27 protein-coding genes are annotated in these 26429 nt (G+C 70.6%); 15 read left to right on the forward strand and 12 right to left on the reverse strand.

The features are described 5' to 3' along the window. Entirely contained in the window at nt 1-1803 is a 1803-nt protein-coding gene (locus OG194_RS03685; protein WP_442811484.1) for a ricin-type beta-trefoil lectin domain protein, read from the reverse strand. Nucleotides 1804-2378: 575 nt separating this feature from the next. Between OG194_RS03685 and OG194_RS03690 the strand changes: the two genes are divergently transcribed. Beyond that, complete coding sequence (locus OG194_RS03690; RefSeq protein ID WP_327399367.1) at nt 2379-3158, forward strand: phytanoyl-CoA dioxygenase family protein; 780 nt, start codon at nt 2379-2381, stop codon at nt 3156-3158. A 42-nt stretch (nt 3159-3200) separates the two neighbouring features. On the opposite strand, the gene OG194_RS03695 is transcribed toward OG194_RS03690, so the two are convergent. Continuing rightward, nucleotides 3201-4172, reverse strand: coding sequence for an aldo/keto reductase (locus tag OG194_RS03695; protein ID WP_327399368.1), 972 nt, complete (start codon nt 4170-4172; stop codon nt 3201-3203). 258 nt (nt 4173-4430) lie between these two features. On the opposite strand from OG194_RS03695, the gene OG194_RS03700 reads away from it, so the two are divergent. The 6 genes from OG194_RS03700 (at nt 4431) to OG194_RS03725 (ending at nt 10947) form a co-directional block, all read left to right on the forward strand. Further along, nucleotides 4431-5381, forward strand: a complete 951-nt coding sequence (locus OG194_RS03700; protein ID WP_327399369.1) for an endo alpha-1,4 polygalactosaminidase — start codon at nt 4431-4433, stop codon at nt 5379-5381. Nucleotides 5382-5391: 10 nt separating this feature from the next. Then, nucleotides 5392-6687 carry an ABC transporter substrate-binding protein gene (locus tag OG194_RS03705; RefSeq protein ID WP_327399370.1) on the forward strand — a complete coding sequence of 432 codons (1296 nt, stop codon included), beginning with the start codon at nt 5392-5394 and terminating at the stop codon, nt 6685-6687. Between the two features lie 23 nt (nt 6688-6710). Continuing rightward, the gene (locus OG194_RS03710) at nt 6711-7673 is read left to right on the forward strand and encodes a carbohydrate ABC transporter permease (protein WP_327399371.1); all 963 of its coding nucleotides are present in this window, start codon (nt 6711-6713) and stop codon (nt 7671-7673) included. Beyond that, nucleotides 7670-8488 (forward strand): carbohydrate ABC transporter permease, encoded by an 819-nt coding sequence (locus OG194_RS03715; protein ID WP_327399372.1) that lies wholly within the window; start codon nt 7670-7672, stop codon nt 8486-8488. The genes OG194_RS03710 and OG194_RS03715 overlap by 4 nt, the downstream gene beginning before the upstream one ends. A 38-nt stretch (nt 8489-8526) precedes the next feature. Further along, on the forward strand, nt 8527-9846 hold the full coding sequence (locus tag OG194_RS03720; RefSeq protein ID WP_327399373.1) for an alpha-glucosidase/alpha-galactosidase: 1320 nt from the start codon (nt 8527-8529) through the stop codon (nt 9844-9846). Between the two features lie 246 nt (nt 9847-10092). After that, nucleotides 10093-10947: a hypothetical protein gene (locus OG194_RS03725; protein WP_327399374.1), complete on the forward strand. Its 855-nt coding sequence runs from the start codon at nt 10093-10095 to the stop codon at nt 10945-10947. Here the strand turns inward: OG194_RS03725 and OG194_RS03730 are convergent. Beyond that, complete coding sequence (locus OG194_RS03730) at nt 10944-11468, reverse strand: flavoprotein (RefSeq protein ID WP_327399375.1); 525 nt, start codon at nt 11466-11468, stop codon at nt 10944-10946. The genes OG194_RS03725 and OG194_RS03730 overlap by 4 nt on opposite strands. 31 nt (nt 11469-11499) lie before the next feature. Further along, the gene (locus OG194_RS03735) at nt 11500-11958 is read right to left on the reverse strand and encodes a nuclear transport factor 2 family protein (protein ID WP_327399376.1); all 459 of its coding nucleotides are present in this window, start codon (nt 11956-11958) and stop codon (nt 11500-11502) included. 109 nt (nt 11959-12067) lie between these two features. Here OG194_RS03735 and OG194_RS03740 point away from each other — a divergent pair, with 109 nt between their 5' ends. After that, nucleotides 12068-12619: a TetR/AcrR family transcriptional regulator gene (locus OG194_RS03740; RefSeq protein WP_327399377.1), complete on the forward strand. Its 552-nt coding sequence runs from the start codon at nt 12068-12070 to the stop codon at nt 12617-12619. Nucleotides 12620-12639: 20 nt separating this feature from the next. Here OG194_RS03740 and OG194_RS03745 read toward each other — a convergent pair whose 3' ends face one another. Beyond that, nucleotides 12640-13317 (reverse strand): FMN-dependent NADH-azoreductase, encoded by a 678-nt coding sequence (locus OG194_RS03745; RefSeq protein WP_327399378.1) that lies wholly within the window; start codon nt 13315-13317, stop codon nt 12640-12642. Between the two features lie 68 nt (nt 13318-13385). Here OG194_RS03745 and OG194_RS03750 point away from each other — a divergent pair, with 68 nt between their 5' ends. Continuing rightward, on the forward strand, nt 13386-14261 hold the full coding sequence (locus OG194_RS03750; RefSeq protein ID WP_327399379.1) for a sigma-70 family RNA polymerase sigma factor: 876 nt from the start codon (nt 13386-13388) through the stop codon (nt 14259-14261). Between the two features lie 152 nt (nt 14262-14413). On the opposite strand, the gene OG194_RS03755 is transcribed toward OG194_RS03750, so the two are convergent. The 3 genes from OG194_RS03755 to OG194_RS03765 form a co-directional block, all read right to left on the reverse strand. Next, nucleotides 14414-14620 (reverse strand): ferredoxin, encoded by a 207-nt coding sequence (locus tag OG194_RS03755; protein ID WP_327399380.1) that lies wholly within the window; start codon nt 14618-14620, stop codon nt 14414-14416. Between the two features lie 13 nt (nt 14621-14633). Then, entirely contained in the window at nt 14634-15857 is a 1224-nt protein-coding gene (locus OG194_RS03760) for a cytochrome P450 (protein WP_327399381.1), read from the reverse strand. Nucleotides 15858-16020: 163 nt separating this feature from the next. After that, on the reverse strand, nt 16021-16479 hold the full coding sequence (locus OG194_RS03765) for a nuclear transport factor 2 family protein (RefSeq protein ID WP_327399382.1): 459 nt from the start codon (nt 16477-16479) through the stop codon (nt 16021-16023). A 197-nt stretch (nt 16480-16676) separates the two neighbouring features. On the opposite strand from OG194_RS03765, the gene OG194_RS03770 reads away from it, so the two are divergent. Beyond that, the gene (locus OG194_RS03770) at nt 16677-17126 is read left to right on the forward strand and encodes a nitroreductase family deazaflavin-dependent oxidoreductase (RefSeq protein ID WP_327399383.1); all 450 of its coding nucleotides are present in this window, start codon (nt 16677-16679) and stop codon (nt 17124-17126) included. Between the two features lie 80 nt (nt 17127-17206). Here the strand turns inward: OG194_RS03770 and OG194_RS03775 are convergent, their stop codons facing one another. Continuing rightward, entirely contained in the window at nt 17207-18178 is a 972-nt protein-coding gene (locus tag OG194_RS03775; RefSeq protein ID WP_327399384.1) for a cation diffusion facilitator family transporter, read from the reverse strand. A gap of 118 nt (nt 18179-18296) precedes the next feature. Between OG194_RS03775 and OG194_RS03780 the strand changes: the two genes are divergently transcribed. Next, on the forward strand, nt 18297-18599 hold the full coding sequence (locus OG194_RS03780; protein ID WP_327399385.1) for a DUF4235 domain-containing protein: 303 nt from the start codon (nt 18297-18299) through the stop codon (nt 18597-18599). A 37-nt stretch (nt 18600-18636) separates the two neighbouring features. Here OG194_RS03780 and OG194_RS03785 read toward each other — a convergent pair whose 3' ends face one another. Next, nucleotides 18637-19029 carry a VOC family protein gene (locus tag OG194_RS03785; protein WP_327399386.1) on the reverse strand — a complete coding sequence of 131 codons (393 nt, stop codon included), beginning with the start codon at nt 19027-19029 and terminating at the stop codon, nt 18637-18639. 168 nt (nt 19030-19197) lie between these two features. On the opposite strand from OG194_RS03785, the gene OG194_RS03790 reads away from it, so the two are divergent. After that, nucleotides 19198-20661, forward strand: coding sequence for an FG-GAP repeat domain-containing protein (locus tag OG194_RS03790; RefSeq protein WP_327399387.1), 1464 nt, complete (start codon nt 19198-19200; stop codon nt 20659-20661). A 9-nt stretch (nt 20662-20670) separates the two neighbouring features. Here the strand turns inward: OG194_RS03790 and OG194_RS03795 are convergent, their stop codons facing one another. After that, complete coding sequence (locus OG194_RS03795; RefSeq protein WP_327399388.1) at nt 20671-21135, reverse strand: pyridoxamine 5'-phosphate oxidase family protein; 465 nt, start codon at nt 21133-21135, stop codon at nt 20671-20673. A 16-nt stretch (nt 21136-21151) separates the two neighbouring features. After that, a complete protein-coding gene (locus OG194_RS03800) occupies nt 21152-21871 on the reverse strand; it encodes a TetR/AcrR family transcriptional regulator (protein WP_327399389.1) in 720 nt (239 codons plus the stop codon). 133 nt (nt 21872-22004) lie between these two features. On the opposite strand from OG194_RS03800, the gene OG194_RS03805 reads away from it, so the two are divergent. The 3 genes from OG194_RS03805 to OG194_RS03815 all read left to right on the forward strand — a co-directional run bounded on the left by OG194_RS03805 (nt 22005) and on the right by OG194_RS03815 (nt 26342). Next, entirely contained in the window at nt 22005-23492 is a 1488-nt protein-coding gene (locus tag OG194_RS03805) for an APC family permease (protein ID WP_327399390.1), read from the forward strand. A 22-nt stretch (nt 23493-23514) separates the two neighbouring features. Next, nucleotides 23515-25146 (forward strand): amidohydrolase, encoded by a 1632-nt coding sequence (locus OG194_RS03810; RefSeq protein ID WP_327399391.1) that lies wholly within the window; start codon nt 23515-23517, stop codon nt 25144-25146. A gap of 182 nt (nt 25147-25328) precedes the next feature. Then, a complete protein-coding gene (locus OG194_RS03815) occupies nt 25329-26342 on the forward strand; it encodes a 7-epi-alpha-eudesmol synthase (protein ID WP_327399392.1) in 1014 nt (337 codons plus the stop codon). Nucleotides 26343-26429 lie beyond the last annotated feature (87 nt).

The following is a 26429-nucleotide window of genomic DNA, read 5'->3' on the forward strand; positions in this document are numbered from 1 at the left end:
TCAGTGGCCGTGCCCACCGCCGCCGTTTCCGCCCCCGTATCCGCCGCCTCCGCCCCAGCCGCCCTGGCTGCCGCCCTCGCAGTACGACGGGTAGTAGTCGCAGTAGTCCGTGGTCGGGGCCGTGGTCGTCGGCGTGGACTGCGGGGTCGACGCGCTCGGCGTCGGGGTGGGCGTGGCCGTCGGCGTCTTCGAGGGCGTCGGGGCGGCCTTCTTCGTCGTGGGGGTCGGCGAGCCGGTGCTGTCGGTGTCCCAGTTGACGACCTGCATCTGCGGGTCGGCCTTCGAGGTGTCGAAGACCCAGCGCTGCGCGGAGCCGTCCGCCCGGTTCTTCAGGACAAGCGCGCCGGCGCCGTCGGTGGAGGCGGGGGTCAGGGCCAGGTCCTGGTTCCAGCGCGGTACGAGGATGCCCTGGAGCGTGAAGTCGTAGCGGATGTTCTTCGCGGTCGCCGACGACGCGCTCGTGCAGGGGGCGAGCTGTACCTCGAAGGCGAGGTGCGAGTCGAGGCAGAGGCCGGGGTCGGCGGTGCTGCGCAACTGGCCGTCCGTCTCGTACGACCACTGCTGGCCGGCCGCCGAGGAGCAGGTCTGCAGTTCGGCCTCGTTGCCCCGGAGGGGCTTGTTGCCTGCGACGCCGATGCACAGGCCGGACTCGACGTTGTGCAGCCGGCCGCTGAGCGTGCCCTGGGTGGTGTCGTTCTTGCTGGCCCAGGAGGGGTCGGCGGATTCCTTGCCCGTGCCGGAGGCGCCGGCGGCCTGGTTCTCCGTGCTGGTCCTGTCGCCGCCGGAGCCGCCGATCGACCACAGGACGAGCGGGAGGACGACCAGCCCACTCACGGTCAGCACGGCCACGGCGAGGTTGCGGCGGCGGACACGCCGGGCCGCCTTGTGGGCCGATCTGAGTTCGCCGCGCCGCGGGCCGGGGTGCACCGCAAGTTCGGTCGAGGCGGACGACATCTCGGCGGGCAGCGCGCGGCTGCCGGCCCTGACCTCCAGGTAGGCCCGCGCGCCCCAGCCGAGCACCGCTTCGGCGAGTGCGATGCCGAGTCCGGCGTTGAACTGGTTCAGCTGGTCGGCGGTGTACCGGCAGTGCTTGCAGACGCTGAGGTGCATGGCAAGGTCCGGGTCGACCTCCGCGCCGCCGCGCCGGAAGGTGACGTCCAGCAGCCGGATGTACCGCATGCACTCGTCGTCCTGGGCGAGTTCGCGGTGGACCTGGAGGCATTCCTCGCGCAACCGGCCGCGGGAGCGCCCGAGTTCGATGTCGGCGCCCTCCTCGTCCAGGCCCAGCAGTCCGGCGGGTATCGCATAGGGCTCGGACTCGACCTCGATGTGCCAGAGCAGGGTGCGGGCCGCCTGGGGCAGCCGCTGGAACGCCCGGGAGAGCAGGCGCCGTTCGGGCACGGGCAGCATCCGGGCCGCGCCGCGGTCGCCGTCGCCGCTCGCCCAGCGCAGATCGGGGTGAAGCATTTCCTGCCGGTGGTCGGCGACCCATTCCGCGGCGATACGGCGGACGGTGACCAGCACCTGGGGACGCCAGGCCGCGGTCGGTCCCGACTGCCGCAGGGATTCCCCGAAGAGGCGGGTGAAAGCGGCCGTGGTGAGCATTCCGGCGTGGTGCGGTCCGTCGGTGCACAGCCGCGCATAGGCGAAGGCCGCTTCCCAGTGCCGGTCCAGCAGTTCGCCGACGGGTTGCAGCGCGGGCGTCGTCCCCGTCCACTTCTTCAGCTCGGCGCTGAGCTGCTCGTCGGTCACTTCGAAGTGGTGAGCGGAAGTCGGGGAATTCGAGGGACCTGGGTCCGTCACGGCTGCATTCCTCCAGGTGAAACGCGGAATTCGGCCCATACCGGCGGGTATGCGACCCTGCCGACAGGCCGACAAGGTCCGCCCGTCCGATTGATGGCATCCCGAACGTCCGCCTGGGGCAGCTCTTTTGAAGCAAGGGGGTGACGTACGGGAGCGGCCTCGAACGCGCGGAGGGGAATCATCAATGTGCCCGCGCGTCGACAGGCACACCTTTGCACAGGTCAGCGAGGCGGAACAAGGTCTCCCTTCGTTTTGTGCATTGCGGTCCGACCCCTGCCATTTGACGATTCGTCAATCGGGTCCGTTATGGGATTGCCACCGTATCCACACGGGAAATCCAGAAACCATTGGCCGGAGGCAGCCCGGCGTACCTCGCGCGTCGCGCGCGAGGACGGCCCTTGCTCCGGTTTTCCCAGGTCATGTTCCGGCCGCCCGGCTCATTGCCGCACGAGCCACTGGCGGCACGGGAGTTGCCGACTTCCACGCCATCACCGATGGCAGAGTTCACGACCAACCAATAGGCACGCACCCGACCTCCTGACACTGTGGTGTGACATAACACTGAGGAGGTCTGTATGACGGCCACGGACATCGGCGCGTTCGAGGAGGACGGGTTCACGATCGCGCGCGGATTGTTCGGCTCCGACGAAATCGACCGGCTCTGTGCGGAGTTCACCGCACTGCACGCGGCCGGTCCGGTGCCCGGACACTTCGAACCGCACGTCTCCGACGATCCCCTCCGAACCCACCCGAGGGTGATGCACCCCCACGAGATCAGCCGACTGGCCCTGCGTTTCCTCCTGGAACCGCGCCTGCGGAGCGTCCTGGAGACCCTGTTCGGCGAGGAGGTACTGGCCGCGCAGAGCATGTTCTACTTCAAGCCGCCCGGAGCGCGCGGCCAGGCGCTGCACCAGGACAACTTCTATCTGCGGGCCGAGCCGGGCACCTGTGTGGCCGCGTGGATCGCCTGCGACGAGATCGACCGGGACAACGGCGGCCTGGAGGTCGTGCCCGGCACCCATCGCATGGACGTGTTCTGCCCGGAGGAGGCGGACGCCGGGGTGTCCTTCGCGCGCGAGTACGTGCCACCGCCGCCGGGGCTCGCGGCCGTGCCGGTCGACATGGCGCCCGGGGACGTCCTGTTCTTCAACGGGAGCCTGGTGCACGGCTCCGGGCCCAATCGCAGCGCGGACCGCTTCCGCCGCTCGTTCATCGGGCATTACGTGGGCCGCTCGGCCGACCGTATCGGGCGTTTCTACCGCACGATCTCGATGAGCGGTGAGCGGGTGCCGCTGGCGGAGAGCGCCGGGGCGGGGCCGTGCGGCACGGAGTTCGCACCGCACGGCCCGCACTGACGGTTCGTCAACAAGGCCTGGACCACGCCCTGTTGGGCCGGGTCAGGAATGCCCGCTGATCGCGTGCGGAGTGTAGGGCTGCTCCAGCTCCTCCAACTCCTTGTCGCTCAGCTCCAGTTCGACGGCCGCCACGGCGTCCTCGATGTGCTGCGGCTTGGCCGCGCCGACGATCGGTGCGGCCACCGTGCTCTGGTGCAGCAGCCAGGCGAGGGCGACCTGGGCGCGCGGGACGCCCCGGTCGCCGGCGATGCGGGTGACCGCCTCGACGATGGCGCGGTCGCCGTCCTGGTAGAGGCGGTTGCCGAAGTTGTCGGTGCTGCTGCGCTCGGTGGTGGTGCCCCAGTCCCGGGTGAGCCGGCCGCGCGCCAGCGGGCTCCACGGCAGCACACCCACGCCCTGGTCCGCGCAGAGCGGCAGCATCTCGCGCTCCTCCTCGCGGTAGAGGAGGTTGTAGTGGTTCTGCATGGAGACGAACTTGGTCCAGCCGTGCCGCTCGGCGGTGTGCTGGTGCTTGGCGAACTGCCACGCGTACATCGAACTCGCCCCGATGTAGCGGACCTTGCCCGCCTTCACCAGGTCGTGCAGCGCCTCCATCGTCTCCTCGACAGGGGTGTGCGGGTCGGCACGGTGGATCTGGTAGAGGTCGACGTAGTCGGTGCCGAGACGTTCCAGGCTGTGGTCGATCTCGGACATGATCGCCTTGCGGGAGAGTCCCGCACCGTTGGGTCCGGGGCGGGTCCGGCCGTGCACCTTCGTGGCGAGGACGACCTCGTCGCGCCGGGCGAAGTCGCGCAGCGCCCGGCCGGTGATCTCCTCACTGGTGCCGTCGGAGTAGACGTTCGCCGTGTCGAGGAAGTTGATCCCGGCCTCCAGCGCCTGCCGGATCAGCGGGCGCGACGCCTCCTCGTCGAGGGTCCACTCGTGGGTGCCGCGGTCCGGGAGGCCGTAGGTCATGCAGCCCAGAGAGATCCGCGAGACGTCCAGGCCGGTCGAACCGAGCTTCACGTACTGCATCGTTGCTGCTCCTGCCTTCGAGTTCGGTACCGCTTCGGAGCGTACGACTTCGCGGGTACTCGAAGTCGGGCATGTGCGCGCACCCTTGACGAGTGGCGCGGCCGGGCGCTTTGATCCTGGACGTGCCCGCGCGTGCGGCGCGGTACGCAGAGGTGCGCCCAGCCGGTAGCGGACAGGTTCCAAGCCCGGCCACAGTCGCCAGGACCGCGGCTCCATCCGGTCCGAGGCGGGGTCGTACCCGCGATTGATGGAGCGGACATGCCCGTCAAGGGTGTCTCCCGCGTCGGAGGTCTCGGGACGGCGGCGTTCCTGGGCGGCGCCGTCGCGACCGCGGCGGTCCTGACCTCGTGCGGAACCTCGACCAGTTCGGCGCCGGAACAGCCGTCGCGCGCGGCACCGAAGAGCCCGTCGCGTCCGGCGCCTTCGGCGAGCCCGCCCCGCGCGGCGCCGTCGAAAAGCCCCACCCCGTCTGCGAGCGCCTCCCGTTCGACGCTTGGAACGGTCCAACTCCCGCCCCCGCACGCCGACTTCGACTACCAGATCGGCGGCGCCTATCCCCCGCCGGCCGGTGTCCGGATCGTCAGCCGTGACCGTACGGCGTCGCCCGCGCCCGGCCTCTACACCATCTGCTACGTCAACGCCTTCCAGGCCCAGCCGGACGAGCGCGCCTCCTGGCCCGCCGACCTGCTGCTGCGGGACGCGGACGGCGAGGTGGTCGTCGACGAGGACTGGGGCGAGGCGCTGCTCGACATCGGTACGGCGGCCAAGCGGGAGCGGGTGGCGGCGCGGGTGAACCGGTGGATCGACGGCTGCGCGGCCAAGGGCTTCGACGCGGTCGAGCCGGACAACTACGACAGCTACACCCGTTCCGACGACCTGCTGACGGCGAACGACGCGACCGCCTTCATCACCCTGCTCTCCCGGCACGCGCACGCCCGGCACCTGGCCATCGCCCAGAAGAACACCGTGGAGTTGGCGGGGCTCAGGAAGAAGACCGGGCTGGACTTCGCGATCGCGGAGGAGTGCGCCGAGTACGACGAGTGCGGGGAGTACGCCCGGGCCTTCGACGACCGGGTCATCGTCATCGAGTACTCCGACTCCGGTCTGCGCAAGGCCCGTTCGGGCTTCGCCGGGAGGCTCAGCATCGTGCGCCGGGACCTGGACGTGTCGACGCCCGGTAGTGCCGGCTACGTCCGCAAGGTGCGGTGAGGAGGCCGTGATGGGGAACGGGATGTCACGCCGTGGGCTGCTCCTCGGGGCCGCCGCGATCGGTGCCGCGAGTGGTTGTGCGGGCGGTGCCTCGGACGGGGTCGGTGCGGACGGCCGGGTGACCGTGGAGCTGTGGCACGGGCAGGTCGACACGGGCCGCAAGGCGGTGGAGGCGCTGGTCGCCGAGTTCAACCGGACCCACCCCACGATCCGCGTGGACCCGGGCGGCGGTGGGGTGCTGGCCGACGCGATGCTCCAGAAGGTGACCGCAGCGCTGGCCGCCGGCTCGTACCCGGACATCGCCTACATCTTCGGTTCGGACCTGGCGAGCGTGGCGCGCAGCCCGCGCGTCGTCGACCTGACGTCCGCGATGCGCGACGGGCCGACGCCGTGGGACACGTTCTGGAAGCCGGTGCGGGACGCGGTCACCGTCAACGGACGGGTGCGCGCCGCGCCCGCCGTGCTCGACTCGCTGGCCGTCGTCTACAACAAGAAGCTGTTCCGGCAGGCCGGGCTCGACCACCCGGAACCCGGCTGGAACTGGGAGCAATTCACCGACACCGCACGGAAGTTGACCGACCACGACCGGGGCGTCTTCGGCACCGGCTGGCCGGCCGTCGGCGACGAGGACACGGTGTGGCGGCTGTGGCCGATGCTGTGGGATCTCGGCGGCGAGGTCGTCGCCCCGGACGGCAAGCACATCGGCTTCGCCGACCAGGGCGTCCGCGCCCTGCGTACCCTCGCCCGACTCGGCCACGACAAAAGCGCGTACCTGGACACCAAGCCCGGCAGCGAACAGCTCTACCAGGTCTTCCTCAACAGCCGGATGGCCATGGTCGCCACCGGGCCGTGGGAACTCCCCGACATCATCACCGCGAAGATCGACTACGGCGTCGTGCCGCTGCCGACGTACAGCGGGCACGCGATCACCATCTCCGGACCCGACACGTGGACGGTCTTCGACAACGGCTCGGCCCGGTCCCGGGCGGCCGTGGAGTTCGTGCAGTGGATGAACTCCCCTGTCCACGACGTCCGTTGGGACATCTCGGCGGGCGGGCTGCCGCTGAGCACGGGCACCGCGGCACAGCCGGAGTGGCGGAAGCACAGTGCCGGGACGGTCGGGCTCGACGTCTTCACCGACAGCCTGCGTTCGGCGCGCGTCCGGCCCGTGCACGCCGCGTATCCGCAGATCTCGCAGGCGCTGGGCGAGGCGATCGTGTCCGTGCTGCTCGGCCGGGACTCCCCCGAGAAGGCACTCCGTTCCTGCGCCGACAAGGCCGACGCGGCCCTGCTCATCCCCAGGTGACTTCCCCCTTCCGGGAGACCCCGATGTCCACACTGCCCCGCGCCCTCACCCTCCCCGCACAACCCGCCGCGACCGCCCAGGCCGCGCGCCGCGCCGCTCGCCGTCGCGCCCGTCAAGAGCGGTCCACCGCCTGGGCGTTCATCGGTCCGTCGGTCGTGGTGATCCTCGGGCTGAGTGTCGTGCCCGTCGTCTGGTCGCTGCTGCTGTCGTTCCGTGCCGACGACCTGGTCACGCCCGGCCGCTGGGTCGGTCTCGACAACTACCGCGCCCTCGCCCAGGACCCCAACTTCCGTACCGCGGTGGGCAACACGCTGCTGTACGCGGCCCTGTACGTGCCGCTCAGCCTGGTCGGCGGACTGGCGCTGGCGTTGGCCCTCAACCGCCGGATCCGGCTCATCGGCCTGTACCGGACGCTGGTGTTCATCCCGTTCGTGGTGTCGGCGACCGCGCAGGGCGTCCTGTTCTCGTTCATCCTCGACCCGGAGTTCGGCGTCGCCAACGCACTGCTGCACCAACTCGGCATCTCCGCCCAGGGGTTCCTCGCCGACCCGGACCAGGCGCTGTACCTGCTGGTCCTGATCTCACTGTGGAGCGGAGTCGGCTTCTGCGTCGTCGTGTACCTGGCCGCGCTCCAGGACGTGCCGCCCGAACTCGTCGAGGCGGCCCGGATCGACGGCGCGACCCGTACGCGGGTACTGCGCCATGTGACGCTGCCCGCGCTCACGCCGGTCACCGTCTTCCTGCTGCTGTGGCAGTTCATCACCTCGCTCCAGGTCTTCGACCTGATCTATGTGACGACGAAGGGCGGCCCGTTGGGCTCGACGACGGTGATCGTGTACTTCGTCTGGCAGCAGGCCTTCCAGATGTTCACGGCAGGCTACGGCGCCGCGTCGGCGTACGTCCTCGCGGTGGCGCTGCTGGTGGCGGGCGGCGCGCTGCGGGTCGTACGGCGGCGGCAGGGTCGTACGGAGGGAGGGGTCCGATGAGTGCGCGGCGGGTGAGTGCGTGGCATCTGGTGCTGGCGCCGCTGGCGTTGTGCTTCGCGCTGCCGTTCGTGTGGCTGCTGCTCAGTTCGGTGATGACGAACGCGGAGATCAACCGCTTCCCACCGGCCTTGTGGCCCAAGGGAATTGACCTGGGCGGCTACCGGTATGTGCTGGGCAACGCGATGTTCCCGCGCTGGTTCGCCAACTCGCTGATCGTGGCGTCGGTGGCGGTGGTGTCGAATCTGCTGCTGGGCTCGCTCGGCGGGTACGCGTTCGCGCGGATGCGGTTCGCCGGGTCACGGCTGCTGTTGGGGCTGATGCTGGCGACGATGGTCGTGCCGTTCCAGTTGACGATGATCCCGACGTTCCTGGTGATGAAGTGGTTCGGGCTGATCGACACGCTGGGCGCGCTGATCCTGCCGTCGCTGGTGACGCCGTTCGCGGTGTTCCTGTTCCGGCAGTTCTTCCTCGCCCTGCCGAGGGAGATGGAGGAGGCCGCCTGGATCGACGGGTGTTCGCGGCTGCGGGTGCTGTTCTCGATCGTGATGCCGCTGGCCCGCCCGGCGCTCGCCACGGTCGCCGTCCTCACCTTCCTGTCCACGTGGAACGACCTGTCGTGGCCGTTGATCGCGATCAACCACGACACCCGGTACACGCTCCAGTTGGGGCTGACGACCTTTCAGGGGCAGCACCACACCAAGTGGTCGGCGGTGATGGCCGGCAACGTCATCACGGTGGTGCCGGTGCTCGTGGCGTTCCTGCTGGCGCAGAAGACGTTCATCCAGTCGCTGACGTCCAGCGGCCTCAAGGGATGAGCGGCACACCCCAACTCCACTTACCTGAAAGGAACTTGATGACAGACGGCAGCGCTGTGAAGGTGGCCTTCATCGGCGCCGGCAGTGTGGTGTTCACGCAGGGCCTGCTGGCCGACCTGTTCGCCTTCCCCGAACTCGCCCGCGCCCGGATCGCGTTGCACGACATCGACCCCGAACGGCTCGCGACGGCGGAGGGCGCGGCCCGCCACATCGCCCAAGTGCGCGGCGCCGAGCCGGAGATCACCGCGCACCTCGACCGCCGATCGGCCCTCGCGGACGCCGACTTCGTCGTCAACATCGTCCAGGTCGGCATGAACGAGGCCACCCGCACCGACTTCGCGGTCCCGGCCCGCCACGGCCTGCGCCAGACGATCGCCGACACCCTCGGCATCGGCGGTATCTTCCGCGCGCTGCGCACCTTCCCGGTGCTGCGGTCACTGGCCGAGGACATGGCCGAACTCTGCCCGGACGCCCACCTGTTGAACTACACCAACCCGATGGCGATGAACCTCCTCTACCTGAGCCGCATCGCCCCCACCCTCAAGGCGACGGGCCTGTGCCACTCGGTGTACTGGACGATGCACGACCTCTCCCAGCTCATCGGCGTCCCCTTCGAGGAGGTCTCGTACCTGGCCGCAGGCGTCAACCACCAGGCCTGGGTACTGCGTTTCGAACAGGCTGGGCAGAGCCTCTACCCCCTCCTCGACGAGACGATCGCAAAGGACCCCGAACTCCTGCGCCGGGCCCGCGTCGACATGTACCGCAGGCTCGGCCACTACCCCACCGAGACCAGCGAGCACTCCGCCGAGTACGTGCCCTGGTACCTCCACCACGACAGCGAGATCGAGCGGCTACGGCTGCCGGTCGGCGCGTACTTGGAGATCATCGAGGAGAACACCGCGAGCTACGACCGCACCCGCGAGGCCCTCGCCTCCGGCACCCCGCTCCCCGTCGAGGGCACGCTGGAGTACGCCCCGCAGATCATCCACAGCATCGTCACCGGCACACCCCGCACGATCTACGGCAACGTCCCCAACCGCGGCCTCATCGACAACCTCCCCGCCGACTCGGTCGTCGAAGTCCCGTGCCTGGTCGACGCGTTGGGCGTCCAGCCGACCCGGATCGGCACCCTGCCCCCGCAGTGCGCGGCCCTCAACAGCGCGTACATCTCCGTCACCGACCTGGTGGTCCGCGCGGCCACGGACGGCGACCCCCGCCACATCCGGCACGCGGCGATGGCCGACCCCGCGACGGCGGCGGCGCTGCCGGTCGAGCGGATCTGGGACCTGTGCGACGACCTCGTACGGGCGCACGGAGAGCTGTTGCAGCCGGAGCTGCGTGCGCTGCTGGGCCACTGACGGGCGTCCGGGCGAGGCGTGACCGCCCTCGGCCGCCGAGCGTGGGACCGGAGCCAGGAGCAACGCGGCGTCGCACGACCGTCCCCGGCCGACCGGAGCGACACTGCGCCGTTCACGGACGTCCGGCGTTGGTGTGACGCCCCCGGCGCCCCGGCGTGGGAACGGCCGGGCGGCCGCCGGGGTCGCGCATCCTCGGTACGGCCACGACCGGCACCCGGCCGGTCATGGCCGTACGGGAGGAACACGGTGCCGAGACGTTCGACCAGCCTGAGGATTCTGATGGGGGCGGCCCTGCTGCCGCTCGCCCTGGTGTCGCCCGCGTGGGGTGGCACGGACCCGGCACCGTCCCCGCCCGAGCAGCCGTCGACCCTGTGTGCGCCCGCGGGCACCCTGCACGGCGCGCACGGCCAGCATGCCGTCGTCAGCCTCTGCGCGGGCAGCGGCACCCCGACCATGGCGGTCTCGGCTCCCGCGGCCTGCGGACAGCTCAGATCGACCGTCCGGTACACGTGCCGCACCTCGGGCACCTGGACCGCCGTGCGGGACGGCGCGACGGCCGCGTCCGGCACATTGCCCGGGTCGGGCCAGTATCCGGGCCCGGGGACGTACGACTTCACGGCCACCGTGCGCGTCCGCTCCGCGCCCGAGGGCGTGGACCTGACGGGCACGGTCCACGCCACGCTGACCCTGACCGCGCCCGGACCGAAGGTCACGCACGGCATCGAGGTCGACCGGAGCACGCTGCGGCCGGACTCGGTGACGACCCTGACGTACACGGTCCAACGGCACAGTGACGAGGGTGACGGCAGCGCGCGGTTCGGGCTCATCGCGGAGGAGGGCACGGGCGCGGAGCTGACCACGTCCGACCCGCGCTGCGTCAACCCGCTGGTCGGCCGCCACCCGTCGCAGACCCGGCTCCATCACACCCTGGACTGCGCGCTCACCGATCTCCAGCCGGGGCACCCGGACACGGTGGTGGTCCGGGTCGCGCTCAAGTCCCGTTGTTCCACGGTGGTTTCGAAGCTGGGGTACTGGATGCCGCAGGGCCAGGCGCTGTACACCGGGGGCATGCTGGCGGGACCGACCGTGACCTGCGGCTAGAGCAGGTCCAGCGCCCGCTCCCAGCCGAACTCCGGTCGCGCACCGCCCTCTTGGACCTCACCGGAGTACGGGTCCCCGAACCGCACACCCATCCCGCACAGCCGTACCAGGCTCTCCCGGTAGGCGGGGTGGGCCGCCAACGCGTCGGCCACACAAGGGAGTACGACGGTCGGGACACCCAGCCCGTACGCCTCGCACAGGGTGCCGAGGGCGAGGGTGTCCGCCGTACCGGCCGCCCATTTGTTGATGGTGTTGAAGGTGGCGGGCGCGACGATCACGGCGTCCGGCGGCGGGAACGGGCGCGGGTCGCCCGGCATTCGCCAGGCGGACCGGACGGGACGGCCGGTCTGTTCCTCGACGGCGGCGATGTCGAAGAAGCCGGACGCGGCGACCGGGGTCGCGATCACCCCGACCTCCCGGTCCGACTCCTGTGCGGCGGCGATCAGTCGGCCGACATCGGCGGCGATCCCGGCGGCACAGACGACGACGTAGAGGAAGGGTCTTCCGTCGGGTTCGGTCATCCGGGAACCCTACTTGTCCAGCCTTCTGGGCCTACTGGAGCGGGAACGACCGGCCGCGCTCGGTCTCCGGCCGGGTCCCGAAGACGCGGCGGTCCTTCTCCTCGATGGCGAGGTCGTTGATGCTCGCCTCGCGCCGGGTCATCAGGCCGTGCTCGTCGAACTCCCACAGCTCGTTGCCGTACGACCGCCACCACTGCCCGTCGGCGTCCCGGCACTCGTACTGGAAGCGGACGGCGATGCGGTTGCCGTCGAAGGCCCACAGGTCCTTGCGGAGCGCGTACTCGTGCTCGCGGGCCCACTTCGCGGTGAGGAACTCGACGATCTCGGCGCGGCCGGTGACGAAGGTGTCCCGGTTGCGCCAGACGGAGTCCTCCGAGTAGGCGAGCGCCACCCGCTGCGGGTCGCGGGTGTTCCAGGCGTCCTCGGCGGCCTGGACCTTCCGGGCCGCGGTCTCACGGGTGAAGGGCGGGAGGGGAGGGCGGTCGGCCATGGTCGTCTCCAGAAGGGCGATAGGCGGAGAACGTACGTTCTCTTTCTCGCTGCTAACGTAGAGAACGCCCGTTCTCACGTCAAGGAGCAGCCGAGGAGTGGTCGTGTCCATGGACAGCGCAGTCGCCCGGGAGCAGGCGCTGGACGCCGCCGAGAAGCTGTTCTACGGGCGGGGCGTCCAGGCCGTCGGCATGGACGCCGTCCGCACCGCCTCCGGGCTCTCCCTCAAGCGGCTCTATCAACTCTTCCCCGCGAAGGAGGAGTTGGTGGAGGCGTATCTCGAACGGCGTGACCTGCGCTGGCGCGGACGCCTCGCCGAGCACGTCGAGCGCCACGATGATCCGCGGGAGCGGATTCCGGCCGTCTTCGACTGGCTGGAGGAGTGGTTCGCCGAGGCCGATTTCCGCGGGTGCGCGTGGATCAACTCGTACGGCGAACTGGGCGCGACCTCGGAGCGCGTGGTGGCCCAAGTGCGGGCGCACAAGCGGGCGTTCCGCGAGTATCTCACCGGGCTGGTGGCGGACGCGGGGCTGCCCGGCGTACTCGCCGGGCAGGTGTTCCTGCTGGCCGAGGGGGCCATGGTCACGGCGGGCATCACCGGGAGCGCGGAGCCTGCGGCGGAGGCACGGGAGGCGGCCCGTTCGCTGTCGCGGGCGCGCTGAGGTCGGGCGGGTCGGGCGGGTCAGACGGCGGCGAGTGCCGTGAGCTGAGCACGGGCCTGGTTGAGGGAGGCCGCCGCCAGGTCCTCCAGGCCGGCCAGTTGGGGCGGGACGTCGACCCGGGTGAGTTCGGCGGCGACGAGGTGGAGGTTCTCCGACGGGACGCCCAGGTTGCCGAAGTAGGCCTTCAGGTAAGGCATTTGGAAGTCGAAGTGTTCGCGCGGGGTGCCGGGGCCGTATCCGCCGCCGCGTGCCATGACCGCGACCACGCGGGTGTGCCGCAGGAGGCTCTCGCCGGTGTCCGGGTCGGTGAGCGCGCCCGGGAAGGTGACGCGGTCGATCCACGCCTTCAGGGTCGCGGGCACCGAGAAGTTGTACATCGGGACACCGAGCAACAGCGTGTCCGCGCCGAGGAGTTGGGTGATGTATGGGAGCGTCAGCTCCCACTCACGTTGTTCGGCCGCGCTCTCGATCAGCGCGGGGACCTTGGCGGGCGGGACGAATCCCTCGCGTTCCACCCGGCGGCCGAGGGTGGTGTAGGCGGGGCTGATCGGCGGCACCGGTGCGGCGGACAGGTCGAGGTGGCGGCAGTCCGCCGTGCTGCCGTGCGAAGCGTGCCAGGTCCGCGCGAAGGTATCGGTGAGTTGCCTGGTCACGGAGTCGGCGGTCGTGTCGGCGCTGGAGTCGATGTGCAGCAGCATGGTGTGGTCACCTCGGTCGGTTCGGGTTCGTCGGACAGGTGACGGAGCACGGCGAGGAAAGGTGACCCATGCGGGGGCACGACGAGTTGGCGGAGCGGTTCGAGGAGCGCCGAGGGCGGCTGCGGGCGGTCGCGTACCGGATGCTGGGTTCGCTCGGTGAGGCGGACGACGCGGTGCAGGAAGCCTGGCTCCGGCTCAGCCGTACGGGCGGCGGCATCGACAACCTCACCGCCTGGCTGACGACGGTCGTCTCCCGTATCTGCCTGGACATGCTCCGCTCACGCGCGTCCCGACGGGAGGATCCCTACGGCGACGACCCGCCTGAGTCGAGCGCCGACGAGCTGCCCGAGGACGAGGCCGTGCTCGCCGACTCGGTGGGGCTCGCGCTGCTGGTGGTGCTGGACACGCTGGGTCCGGCGGAGCGGGTCGCGTTCGTGCTGCACGACCTGTTCGCGGTGCCGTTCGACAGCGTCGCCGCGGTCTTGGACCGGTCCCAGCCCGCCGCGAAGAAGCTCGCCAGCCGGGCCCGGCACAAGGTGCGGGGCACGCCGGTGGTGCCGGGCGCCGAACTCGACCGGCACCGGGAGGTCGTCGAGGCGTTCCTGTCCGCCGCGCGGGGCGGTGATCTCGGCGCGCTCCTCGACGTGCTCGCCCCCGATGTCGTCCGGCACGCCGACCCCGCCGTGCTGCCGCCGGGTGTGGCGGCCGAGCTGCGCGGCGCCCGGGCGGTCGCGGAGGGGACGGTACTGCTGCGGCACCGGACGCGGTACGCGACCGTCGCCCTCGTCGACGGGGACGCGGGGATCGTGGTCACGCCGGGGGGACGGTTGCTGCTCGCTCTCCGGGTGCGGGTCGAGGGTGGGCGGGTCGCCGCGTACGAGGTGGTCGCGGGGCGGGCGGGGTTGCGGGGAGTCGAGGTCGGGGTGCTTGGGGTGGTGGGTTGAGGCGGGCGGGCTGGAGGGATCGGCTTCGCGGCAGGAGGAGGTGGTTCGGCGGGCCGGCCAGCGCCTCCTCAGGAACCGCTCGGCCCAGCCCGCCCGCCACCGCACTCAGGAACCGGTCACCCGGCAGCCCTGCCCCCTGCGGAGCAGCCCGCTCAGCCCACCGCCCTGTCCGACACCGTGATCGCGCTCACCGGGCAGGCCCGTGCCGCCTCCCTGAGCATCGGGTCGTCGGTGTCCTCCTTGCCCGGCAGCACCGTGCTGTAGCCGTCGTCGTCCTGGGTGAAGACGCTCGGGGCGGCCAGGGCGCACTGGCCCGCCCCGATGCAGATGTCCGTGTCGATGTGAATTTCCGTGTGCATGGAGCGCAGCCTCTTACCAGGTCACGGGGAGTTCCAGCATCCCCTGGATCGTGTCGCCGGGTTTGAAGGGGATCTCCTCCGCCGGCACGGCCAGGCTCAGCGTGGGCAGCCGCTCGAAGAGGCTGCGCAGGGCGATCTCCAGTTCGGCGCGGGCGAGGTTCTGGCCGAGGCACTGGTGGATGCCGAAGCCGAACGAGACGTGATGGCGGGTGGGCCGGTGCCAGTCCAGGGTGTCCGGGGCGGTGTAGACGTCCTCGTCGCGGTTGATGACCGCGGCCGAGAAGATCACGCCCTCGCCGGCCCGGATCGTCGTGCCGTCCACCTCGATGTCCTCAAGGGCCTGCCGCATCAACCCGTCCACGATGGAGAGCGACCGCATCAGTTCCTCGACCGCGTCGGGCAACAGCCCCGGATCTTCCCGGAGTTCAGCGAGCCGCTCGGGGTGGAGCAGCAGCGTGTAGGTGCCCAGGGAGATCATGTTGGCGGTCGTCTCGTGGCCCGCGACGAGGAGGATGATCGCGAGGGAGATCAACTCCGCGCGGTCCAGCGCCCCTTCGCTCAGCCGGTCCCGGACGAGTTCGTCCAGCAGCCCACCGCCGGGACTCCGCTGCTTGCGGTCGATCAACTCGCCCAGATACGCCTCCAGTTGATCGCGGGCGTCCTGGCTGTCCTCGGCCTTCGGACCGCGCAGCAGGCGCCGGGACTGGGCCTCGAAGAACTCGTGGTCGGAGTACGGGACGCCGAGCAGCGCGCAGATCACCATCGAGGGGACGGGCAGCGCGAACGCGGGCACCAGGTCAGCGGTCGGACCCTGGGCGATCATCGCGTCGAGCCGTTCGTCGACGATCCGCTGGATGTCGGGCCGCATCGCCGTGGCGCGTTTGACGGTGAAGGCGGGGATCATCATCCGCCGCTGGGTGCGGTGCTTGGGGTCGTTCTCGCCGAGCAGGGCGACCTTGCGGTTCCGGACCGCCGCGAACCGTTCGTTGGTCGCGGGGAAATCGGCCCGGCTGCGGTCGGAGGACAGCCGCTGGTCGGCCAGCAGGGCACGGGCGGCGGCGTGCCCGGTGACGAGCCATGCCGTGCGGCCGTCGTAGAGCGTGATGCGGGTCAGAGGGCGGGCGCTGCGGAGGGGGTCGTAGCCGGCGGGCGGGTGGTAGGGGCAGGTGCGGTCCTGCGGGAAGGAGACGGGTTCGGGCTGGTCGGTCCGGTCCGTCAGTTCCGTCAGATCCGTCATGGAAGACCTCGCAGACGAAGAGTGCGTCTTGCCGATCTTCATTAGATGCCCGAGGCACCTATAGGGCCACCTCAAGTTCGGCCAGATCGGTGGTGCCTACAATCTGGCCGAACCCGATGGCCCCGGCCGACCCGACGATCACGGTCGTGGGACCGGTCCAATGTCACCCGCCCGCGACCGGAGTCCCGCCGTCCGCCGGGGCGAAGGCCAGGAACACGGCGAGGCTGTCCTCGTACACGTGATGACGGACGATCAGCCCCTCCCGGACGGTGAGACGAAGGGCGAACCTGGCGCGATACGACCGTCCGGTGGGGCCGGCGGTCAGCCGGATCTCGCCGAGAACCACCGCGTCCTCGCCGTCGACCAGGACGCGCTCGATCTCCGTGCCCGCCTGTCCCGGCACATGGTGGGCGGCGAGCTCCCGGAAGTGGTCGGCGGCGTCGGCTCGGGTGGCGCGGTGCCGGATCCACGGAGTGGCGGAGCCGCCGTGCGCGTCCTCGGGCCAGTCGAGCCTCCAGTCGACGTGCTCGGCGTACAACTCGGCGATGCGCTCGGGCTCGGCGTGGCCGATGCGGTGCAGGAGGTCTTCTACGACGGTGCGGGTGGTCGGGGTCGTGGACATCGGGCGCTCTCCCTCGGCCGGTGATCGTGCGGGGTGCCGACTGTTCCGGAGAGTCCGTTCCGGTGCGATTACCTCCGAGGTCATCACCCGGTGGAGGGGGCGTGGCCGAAGAGAGCCGCGGTATGGATGAATCACGCACCGGCTGGTGTTGAATCTCGGTGCCAGACAGCCGTAGAACGCGAGATGGGACGAATGACATGCCTCTTGAGGGCGAGTACGAACCCAGCCCGTCGCAGTGGGTACGCGACCAGGTCGAGCTGTACGAGAGCTCCGGCGGCACCAAGGGGACAACGTTGGCGGACACCGGTCTGCCCGTCATCCTGCTGACGACGGTGGGCGCCAAGAGCGGGAAGATCCGCAAGACCCCGCTGATGCGTGTCGAGCACGACGGGGTCTACGCCGTCGTCGCCTCGCAGGGCGGCGCGCCCACGCATCCGGTCTGGTACTTCAACGTCCAGGCCGATCCGCACGTCGAGCTTCAGGACGGACCGGAGAAGTGGGACCTGACGGCCCGCGAGGTCACCGGCGACGAGAAGGCCACGTGGTGGGAGCGAGCGGTGGCCGCGTACCCCCCGTATGCCGAGTACCAGACGAAGACGGACCGGCAGATCCCGGTGTTCGTCCTCGAACCGGCCGCCGGAAGCTGACTCCTGGAGGCCGGCTCCGGCCCGGGGAAAGTTTCTTGTTTCCGGGGCGCATGAACCGGTGACCGTTGGGCATCCGACGTTCAGGCCCCGCCGCGCTCCCCCGTCGCGGCGGGGCTTTTCCGTGCCTCCTCCACCGGCCGGTCGGTGATGTCCAGGAAGATCTCGCCGGCCTCGGACACCGCCTCGCCGAGCGACCGCTTGATGCGCACCGAGACCTCCTCGACCCGCTCGCTGTCCATCCCGGGGACCAGGTCGATCCGGGCGGCGACCATCGTCGAGTCGAGCCCCATCCGCATCGTGAACAGTGCCTCCACGCTGTCGATCTCGGGCTCGGCCGCCAGCAACGAGCGGATCCTGTCGCTCAGTTCGGGGTCGACGGCCTCGCCGATGAGCTGGTCGCGGGCGTCGCGGCCGAGGCGGTAGGCGACGTAGCCGAGCAGCATGCCGATCGCGATCGACGCGGACGCCTCCCACACCACCTGCCCGGTGATCATGTGCAGCGCCATGCCGATGATGGCGAGGGTCACGCCGAGCACGGCCGTGCCGTCCTCCGCCACGACCGTCCGCAGCGCGGGGTCGCGCAGCGCGTCCATGCCACCGCCCTGGGCGCGCACCTGGTGCAGGGCCCGCAGGAGGGAGATCCCCTCCACGACCAGGGCGACGGCGAGCACGATCAGGCCCACCAGATAGCCGGTGGACGTCTCCTCCGCGCCGTTGCGCAGGGCCTCGATCCCCTGGAAAACGGAGAAGCAGGCGCCCATCACGAAGATTCCGACGGCCGCGAGCAGCGACCAGAAGAACCGCTCCTTGCCGTAGCCGAAGGGGTGCCGCTGGTCGGCGGGGCGGCGGCTGCGGCGCAGGGCCGCGAGGAGGAAGACCTCGTTGAGGCTGTCGGCCACCGAGTGCGCGGCCTCCGAGAGCAGCGCGGGCGACCCCGCGACCAGACCTCCGACGGCCTTGGCTGCCGCGATCACCAGGTTGGCGGCGAGCGCGACGAGAACGGTGACCCGGGTCTTCCGGTCGGATGCGTGGTCGGCAGCTGTGTCGCTCATCTACGCCGACTGCCCCTGAGGGTGCTGCTCACACCCTCTACCGGAGGACCGGTTTCGATGGCACCGTCGGGGTGCCGAGCGTGCCGACCCGCCCGTTCGTCCGCAGAAGGAGATCAGCGTGGCCAAGATCAAGAAGAAGAAACTCCCCCTCGTCTACCAGCCCGTCGGTCTCGTCCTGGGCCTGGTGAGCGGTGCCCTCGCGGGCCGTGCCTTCCGCGCCACGTGGAAGGCGGTACGGCACGAGGACAACGCCCCCGACCCGCTGGACCGGGACCGCGGCTGGGCCGAGATCCTGCTCGCCGCCGCGCTCCAGGGCGCCCTGTTCGCGGTGGCGCGCAGCGCGGCGGACCGCACCGGCGCGAAGGCCATCGAACGCTCGACCGGGATCTGGCCGGCGAAGGACAAGGGCGGCCGGGAGTAGGGCAGTTGGGGACCGGGGCGGCCGGGACCGAGGTCGCTCAGACCGGATCGGCGGCCGTCGGCGGTACCGGGCGGAGCGTGAAGGAGTGGCCGGCCGGGTCCGCGTACACGCGCTCCTCGTACGGGCCCGGCATGTCCTTGGTCTCCAGCGGGCGGCCGCCGAGTCCGACGATCCGGCGCTCGGCCTCGTCCATGTCCTCCACCAGGAAGTCCAGGTGGACCTGTTGGTTGTTCTCGGCGCGGGGCCAGCTCGGCGGGGTGGCGCTGAGGTCCCGGCGGAACGCCAGCCGGGTCCCGTCGGCGCCCCTGATCTCCACCTGGTCGAGGGTGATGTCCGTCTGCTCGCCGTCCAGCAACTCCGTGTAGAACACGGCGAGTTTCTCCGGCTCGACCGCGTCGAGCACCACGAAGCTAGCGTTGACCAATGCCATGTGTCCTCCGAAGACTGGGGCGGGCAAGGGTCGAGTCCGGTTGCCTCGCCCCCAACGGATATCCCCGTTCCGCGAGTTGATGCCGACGACCGGCGTCGATCAACGAACGTGCAACAACCGCACGGCTCCCCTGGTTCGGGTGGGACACGGGATGCGAGGGTGAGACGGGTGAAGCCTCGTATCGCCGTAGTGACCCTCGCCGTCTGCACCGTGCTCGCTCCGCTCAGCGGATGCGGGAGCGGCACCGGCGCCCATGAATCGTCGCCGTCCCCGGGAGAACCGACGACGGCCGCCGCGAGCCGAACTCCCGCTCCGGGCAAGGGTTCCAAGGACCCCGACGACATCAACGGCGACGGGCATCGCGACCTCGTGGTGCCGATCACCGTCGACAGCGGAGCGCTCTACGGCACCCTCGACGAACGGGTCGGTGTGGTCTATGGATCGGCCAGGGGCCTCGACGCATCGACGCACACGGTCTACCGGCGCGGCGACCTCGGCCTGCCCGCACCCGGCAAGCAGATGTCGGCGACGAAGGACGCGGTGTCCACCGCGGACCTCACCACCGCCGATCTGGACGGCGACGGCTTCCCGGACGTCATCACGACCGTCCCGGGCACGATGACGTCGGACAACAACATCACCGCCCCGCGCACCCTCCCGTACATATCGTGGGGCGGCCCCGGCGGACCGACGGCGAAGACCTCCGCCACTCCCGTCCAACTCCCGCAGAGCGCGACGAAGTTGGGCGTCCAGTCCGTGGTGCGCGGCGACTTCGACGGCGACGGGCACCACGACCTCGCCGGGTTCGCGTACAACCAGTCGTCGATGGTGGTGATGTACGGCCCGTTCACGCGCTCGGGCGCCCCCGCCCGCACCGACACGAGCATCCCCTGGGCCGACGGCGATCTCACCGCCGACGCCGTCGCGCCGTCCGGGACGCCCCGCGCGACCTCACTCCTGCTGCACGCGGTGAGCGACGGCGAACAGTCCGGGAACACGCTCTACACCGCTCACCGAGGCTCCCGACTGTCCGCCAACGGTCGGCAGTTGAGGAGCGGTAACGCCCATGCGTTCGGCGACTTCGACGGCGACGGGCAGCGCGATGTGGCGGTCGGCGACGACGGCAGCCGTAACGACGAGCCCGGCTACGAGACCGAGCCGGCCGACGTCGACGGTTCGCTCGCCGTGTATCCCGGCGACGGCGGCGCACCGGTGACGTACCGGCTCCCCGAGGCGCCGAAGTCCGCGCGCACCCAGTACGGGCCCGGTGGTTATGTGTCCGCCGACCCGGACGGCGACGGCCGTGACGGCATCCTCGTCGCCACCTACGAGGGCGCCACCCTCATCGACGGCGCCCGGCGGACCACGGTCCTGCGCGACGGGCCCGCGGCGGAGGACGGGAAGAAGATCCCGGCGAAGTGGCGGCACGCCCGGCCCGCGGGGGCCGCCGACTTCGACGGTGACGGCAAGGACGAACTGGTCCTGAACTGGGGCGCGGACGCGAAGTTCGGCAGCTACGGCCAGGACCCCACACGCTGGTGGCTCACCGACGGCACGACGACCGCGAACAAGACGACGTTCACGACGACGGCCTTCGCCCCGCGCTCCTCGCAAGCCACGAGCACCTCATAGCGATCGGGCTCAGTCGGCCACCAGCCACTCCCCGTCCCGCATCAGGTCCCGCCCCTTCAGCTCGTTGGCCTCCCGCCAGGCCTGCACGCGCTGCGGCCGGATCCTGAAGTACAGGTAGGGCGTGGTCAGTCGGCGCGGGTCGAAGCCGGTCTTCGAGGCGAAGATCTCGGCGTCCTCCTCGGGCAGATCGGCCGGGGTCAGCATCACCACCGTGCCCTCGATCATCACGACGTCCCGGGTCGGCCCGATACCGAGCCGCGCGACGCCGGTCGAGGCCAGGTTGCGGCCGGTGGGGCTCGCGGCCGGGGTCGCGAACAACAGGGTCGTGCCGTCCCACACGAACGACAGCGGAACGAGATAGGGCGCTCCCCCGTCCTCACCGGCCGTGGCGACCCAGGCGTCCTCCTCGTGCTCAAGCCGACGGAGCGTGTCCTGCTTGCGCTGCTTCGCGGTGCGTGCGGGCTCGTGAGTCATGGCCTCAGTCTGCCGCTCAGCCCTCCGCCGCCGCACGGATCTCGTCGAGCCGCGCCGCCGCCGCACTCAGCAGCAGATCCAGGGCCGCCGGGTAGGAACTGTGCCGCATGGTGGCCACGAGATGCCGGGCCGTGGCCGCGATGTGCGGGTACGTGTCGGCGGGCAGCCGCGCGTACGTCGCCTGCCATACGGCCGCCTCCGCCTCGCGGGCCGGTTTCGGCAACGCCGTGTTCGCGGAGTCGAGGGCACCGAAGGCCAGGGCCTGGTCGACGTAGGCGTGGTAGATCCGCACCGCCTCGGCGTCGGGGAACCCGGCCCCGCGCAGCACCCCGAGGATCGCCTCCACGGCCTGGATCTCGTACACCCGCCCGGTCACCCGGTACGAACTCAGCACCGCCGCCCTCGGGTGCGCGAGTGCCCCGGCGTGCACGCGCAGGCCCAGTTCCCGCAGGTCGGCCCGCCAGTCGCCGCTGGGCCGCCAGGTGCGCAGCGTCCGGCCGATCAGCTCGTCCGCGACGGCGAGCATCAGCTCGTCGGTGTGCCGGAAATAGCGGTACAGGGAGCTGGGATCGGCGCCGAGGGCACGCCCGAGCCGGCGCACGGACAGCGCGTCGGCCCCGTGCTCCTCGATCAGTCTCAAGGCGGTCTCGACGATCAGTTCCTCGGACAGGACGACGCCCTGCTTGGTGGGGCGCCTGCGCTGCCGGGCGGCGGCCGGGACGACACGCTCGCTCATACGGCACCTCCTCGATGGTCTGTCCGGGTGTCCGCACCTTACGACAACACCGTTGACCTGTTAAGTGCGCGGGCAGTTTCATGTGCGTTCACCGGGGCCGTTCGGGCCCCCCGGTGCGAGCGGAGAGCACGCCATGATCGACACGCCACCCCCGTCGGGGCCCGCACTGCGAAAGTCCCTCGGTCTGCTGGACGGCGTCGCCATCGCCGCGTCCAGCACGGCCGCGACCACCAGCATCGGCATCGGTCTGGGCGTGACCGCCGGGGTGGTCGGGCTGCATCTGCCGGCCATCATGCTGCTCGCGTTCCTGCCGATCCTGGGCATCGCCGGCGCCTACTCCCGGCTGAACAAGGTCGAGCCGAACGCGGGCAACGGCTATGTGTGGGTGGGCCGTTCGCTCACTCCGTGGCTGGGCTTCCTGGTCGGCTGGGTGAACATCGTCGCGACGATCGCGTTCCTCGCCTACACCACGGCGGTCACCGGCTCGGCGATGATCCAACTCGCCGGAGAGGCAGGAATCCACGAGGCGGGCGGCCTCACCCTCGACCCGGGCTCGACGGCACAGACGACCGCCGTAGGCATCATGATCCTCGTCGCCGTCACCCTCACCGCCGTCACCGGCGTCCGCACCGCCGCCCGCCTCCAGACCGGCCTCCTGATCTTCGAGTACGTCGTCCTGCTCGGCTTCTGCGGCTACGGCATCGTCACCGGCCCGCACGCCTTCAGCCTCAGCTGGTTCGACCCGTTCGCGATCCCCTCGGCGTCGGCGCTCGCGCAGGGCCTGCTGCTGTCGGTGTTCTGCTACTGGGGCTTCGAGGCCGCGTTCACCGTGAACGAGGAGGTCCGCGACCCGCGCGACGCGTCCCGGGCCGGTCTGATCACCCTGGTGACGATGCTGGGCCTGTTCCTGCTCGGCTCGATCGCCTTCCAACGGGTGCTGTCCGAGGACGAGTTGGCGGGCCACGGCGCCCAGGGCCTGGCGTACTTCGGCGACCGCCTCGCCTCCCAACCCCTGGCAGCACTCCCCCTGGTGGCCCTGATGTTCTCGGCGGTCGCCTCACTCCAGGCCGGCGTCATCCCCACCGCCCGAGGGATGTTCGCGATGAGCCGCGACCGCACCCTCGGCCCGGTCTGGGGCAAGGTCAGCGCCCGCTACGGCACGCCGGCCCTCGGCACCTTGCTGATCGGCGCGCTGGCAACGGCAGTTGCGGCACTGTCACTCGTGATACCCCGCCTGGCCGACATGATCATGGCCACGGTGAACGCCGTAGGGATCGTCGTGGCGCTCTCCTACGCCCTGACCGCCCTCGCCGCCGCAGTCCGCTTCCGCGCTCTCCTCCGGGAGGACTGGCGGCAGGGCGTGCGCGCGGTCGTCCTGCCCACGCTGAGCGCCATGTCCCTGCTGGGACTGGGCGGTTACCTCTGCTGGTCCTTCTACACCTCCACCGATCACCTCGAAGTCAGCGCGGACAACGGCTGGTTCCTGCTGCTCACCCCGCTGGCCATGATCGCGTCCGGCTTCCTGGCCGCCGCGTGGGCCAAGTGGGTGCGCAGATCCCCGTACTTCCACTCGGGCCGAAGCACCGACGCCGACGCGCCGCAGCTCCTCGCCACCTCCTGACAACCCCGCAAGGATACGAACCATGCACGCAGACCTCCTCTTCACCAACGGCCCCGCCCTCACCCCCGAGGGCCGCACCGCGACCGCCGTGGCCGTCACCGGCGACCGGATCACCGCCGTGGGCGATGCCGAGGTGCACGATCTCGCCGGGCCGAACACCCAAGTCGTCGATCTCGCGGGGCGGTTGTTGTTGCCCGGGTTCCAGGACGCACATGTGCATCCGGTGCCGGCGGGGCTTGAGCTGACCCAGTGCGATCTGACGCGGGCCAAGACGGCGGAGGACACGGTCGCCGCCGTACGGGCCTACGCCGACGCGCATCCCGAGCGGGAGTGGATCACCGGGGGCGGGTGGTCGATGGAGGCGTTCGAGGGGGGTACGCCGACGAAGGAGCTGCTGGACTCGGTCGTGCCGGACCGGCCGGTGTATCTGCCCAACCGCGACCATCACGGCGCCTGGGTCAACAGCCGGGCCCTCCAACTCGCGGGCATCACACGGGACATGCCCGACCCGGTGGACGGAAGGATCGAGCGGGACGCGTCCGGCGAACCGGCCGGGACGCTCCAGGAAGGTGCGATGCAGTTGGTCGGCAGGCTCACGCCACCGGCCACACAGGGCGACCGACTCGCCGCGCTCCTGCACGCCCAACGGCATCTGCACGCGCTCGGCATCACGGCCTGGCAGGACGCGCTGGTCGGGGAGTTCCTGGGGATGGACGACCCCTCGGACGCGTATCTCGCCGCCGCCCGGGACGGTTCGCTCACCGCGCGGGTCGTCGGCGCGCTGTGGTGGGACCGGGAGCGCGGGGCCGAGCAGATCCCCGAACTGGTCGAGCGCCGGGCCGCGTTGACCCACGGCCGGTTCCGTGCGAGCAGCGTCAAGCTGATGCTGGACGGGGTCGCCGAGACCGGCACAGCCGCCCTGCTCGACCCGTACCTCGACAAGTGCGGCTGCGCGACGGCCAATCGGGGCACCAGCTTCATCGACCCGGAACAACTGCCCAAATACGTCACCGAGTTGGACGCGCTCGGCTTCCAGTGCCACTTCCACGCACTGGGCGACCGGGCCGTACGGGATGCGCTGGACGCGGTCGAGGCGGCACGTGACGCGAACGGGCCGAGTGACACCCGGCCGCATCTCGCGCACCTTCAGGTGGTGCACCCGGACGACGTGGCGCGGTTCGTGCGCCTCGGCGCGGTGGCGAACATCCAGCCATTGTGGGCCGCGCACGAACCGCAGATGGACGAGCTGACGATTCCGTTCCTCGGGCCCCAACGGGCCTTGTGGCAGTACCCGTTCGGGGCGCTGCTGCGTTCCGGGGCCACGCTCGCGGCGGGCAGCGACTGGCCGGTGAGCAGTCCCGACCCGCTCCAGGGCATCCATGTCGCGGTCAACCGGGTCGAACCCGGGGGCACGGGACCGGTGTTCCTGCCGGGCGAGCGACTCGACCTCGCGGCGGCGGTCACGGCGTACACCTCGGGTTCGGCGTACGCGAACCATCTGGATGAGACCGGCCGCATCGCGGCGGGGGCGTTGGCGGATCTGGTGGTCCTGGACCGCGATCCGTTCGCCGCTCCGCCGGAAGAGATCGGGGAGACGCAGGTAGCGCTTACCTACGTCGGAGGGACGGGAGTGTACGCAGCTCAGGAGGCATGAGCAGTAACGGGGATCACGATCGGGGCACGGTGTAGATCATCTAGGCTCTGGGCAGCCTCGTAACCGCCGCTTCTGGGTCCAACTTTCGCACCACGAAGCGCAGTTCGAGGGCGCGGGCGGTCGAACGGACCGCCCGCTCGCAGTGGGGGGACTCCGTGTTCCGTCTCCCGAAAGGAAAGCGCATGCCTCAGGACGTCACCTTCGACCTCCCCTTCGACACCCCCGTCAGCGACCATCTGGAGTACGCCCGGGCCCGCCATCTGCGCTGGATCTGGGACATGGGCCTGGTGCGCAGCCAGGCCGGGTTCGAGGAGTACCGGTCGTGGGATCTCCCGCAGGCCGCGGCCCGCACCTATCCGCACGCGTCGGCCGCGGACATGGTCGTCCTGATGAACTGGTTCTCCCTGGCCTTCCTCTTCGACGACCAGTTCGACGCGAGCCAACCGGACCGCGCCGACCGAATACTGGAAGTGGCGCGGGAGTTGATCGTCACGCCCCTGCGTCCGGCGGGCAGCAGGCCCCGGGTGGTCTGCCCGATCACCGTGGCCTGGGCGCAGGTCTGGGACCACCTTTCGGATGGCATGTCCCTGACCTGGCGGACTCGGTTCGCCGCGTCCTGGGGCCGGTTCCTGGTGGCGCACTGCGAGGAGGTCGACCTGGCGGCCCGGGGCATCGCGGGCACGCTGGACCTGGACGAGTACACGGAGTTCCGGCGCCGCACGGTCGGCATCCACCACAGCATCGACGCCGGCGAACGCAGCCGGGGCTTCGAGGTCCCGGCCCAGGTGCAGGCCCACCCGCTGATGGAACGCATGCGTGACCTCGCCGCCGACACCATCGGCTTCATGAACGACATCCACTCCTTCGAACGCGAACGCCGCCGAGGCGACGGCCACAACCTCATAGCCGTACTCCACCGGGACCGCGGCCTGTCCTGGGAAGCGGCGGCCGAGGAGGCCTACCGCATGACAACCGCCTGCCTCACCGAGTACCTCGGCCTGGAGGCCCAAGTCCCCCAGATGTGCGACGAGTTGGCCCTCAACGACGACGAACGCGCCCGGGTACAGCAGGGCGTTGAGGCCATCCAGCACTGGATCAACGGCAACTACGAATGGGCGCTGGTGTCGGGCAGGTACACGGCAGCGAAAGAGGGCCCAGCGGTAAAGGGCTCGGTGGACGACCTGCTGGCAGTGTGAGACGGGGCGACCTGCCCGGCCAAGGGCTCTTGTTGGTCGTCTGATCCGAGGGGCGCGCTGCCTGACCAAGGGCTTGGGCAGCGCGCC

Source organism: Streptomyces sp. NBC_01288 (assembly GCF_035982055.1).
Lineage (GTDB): Bacteria > Actinomycetota > Actinomycetes > Streptomycetales > Streptomycetaceae > Streptomyces.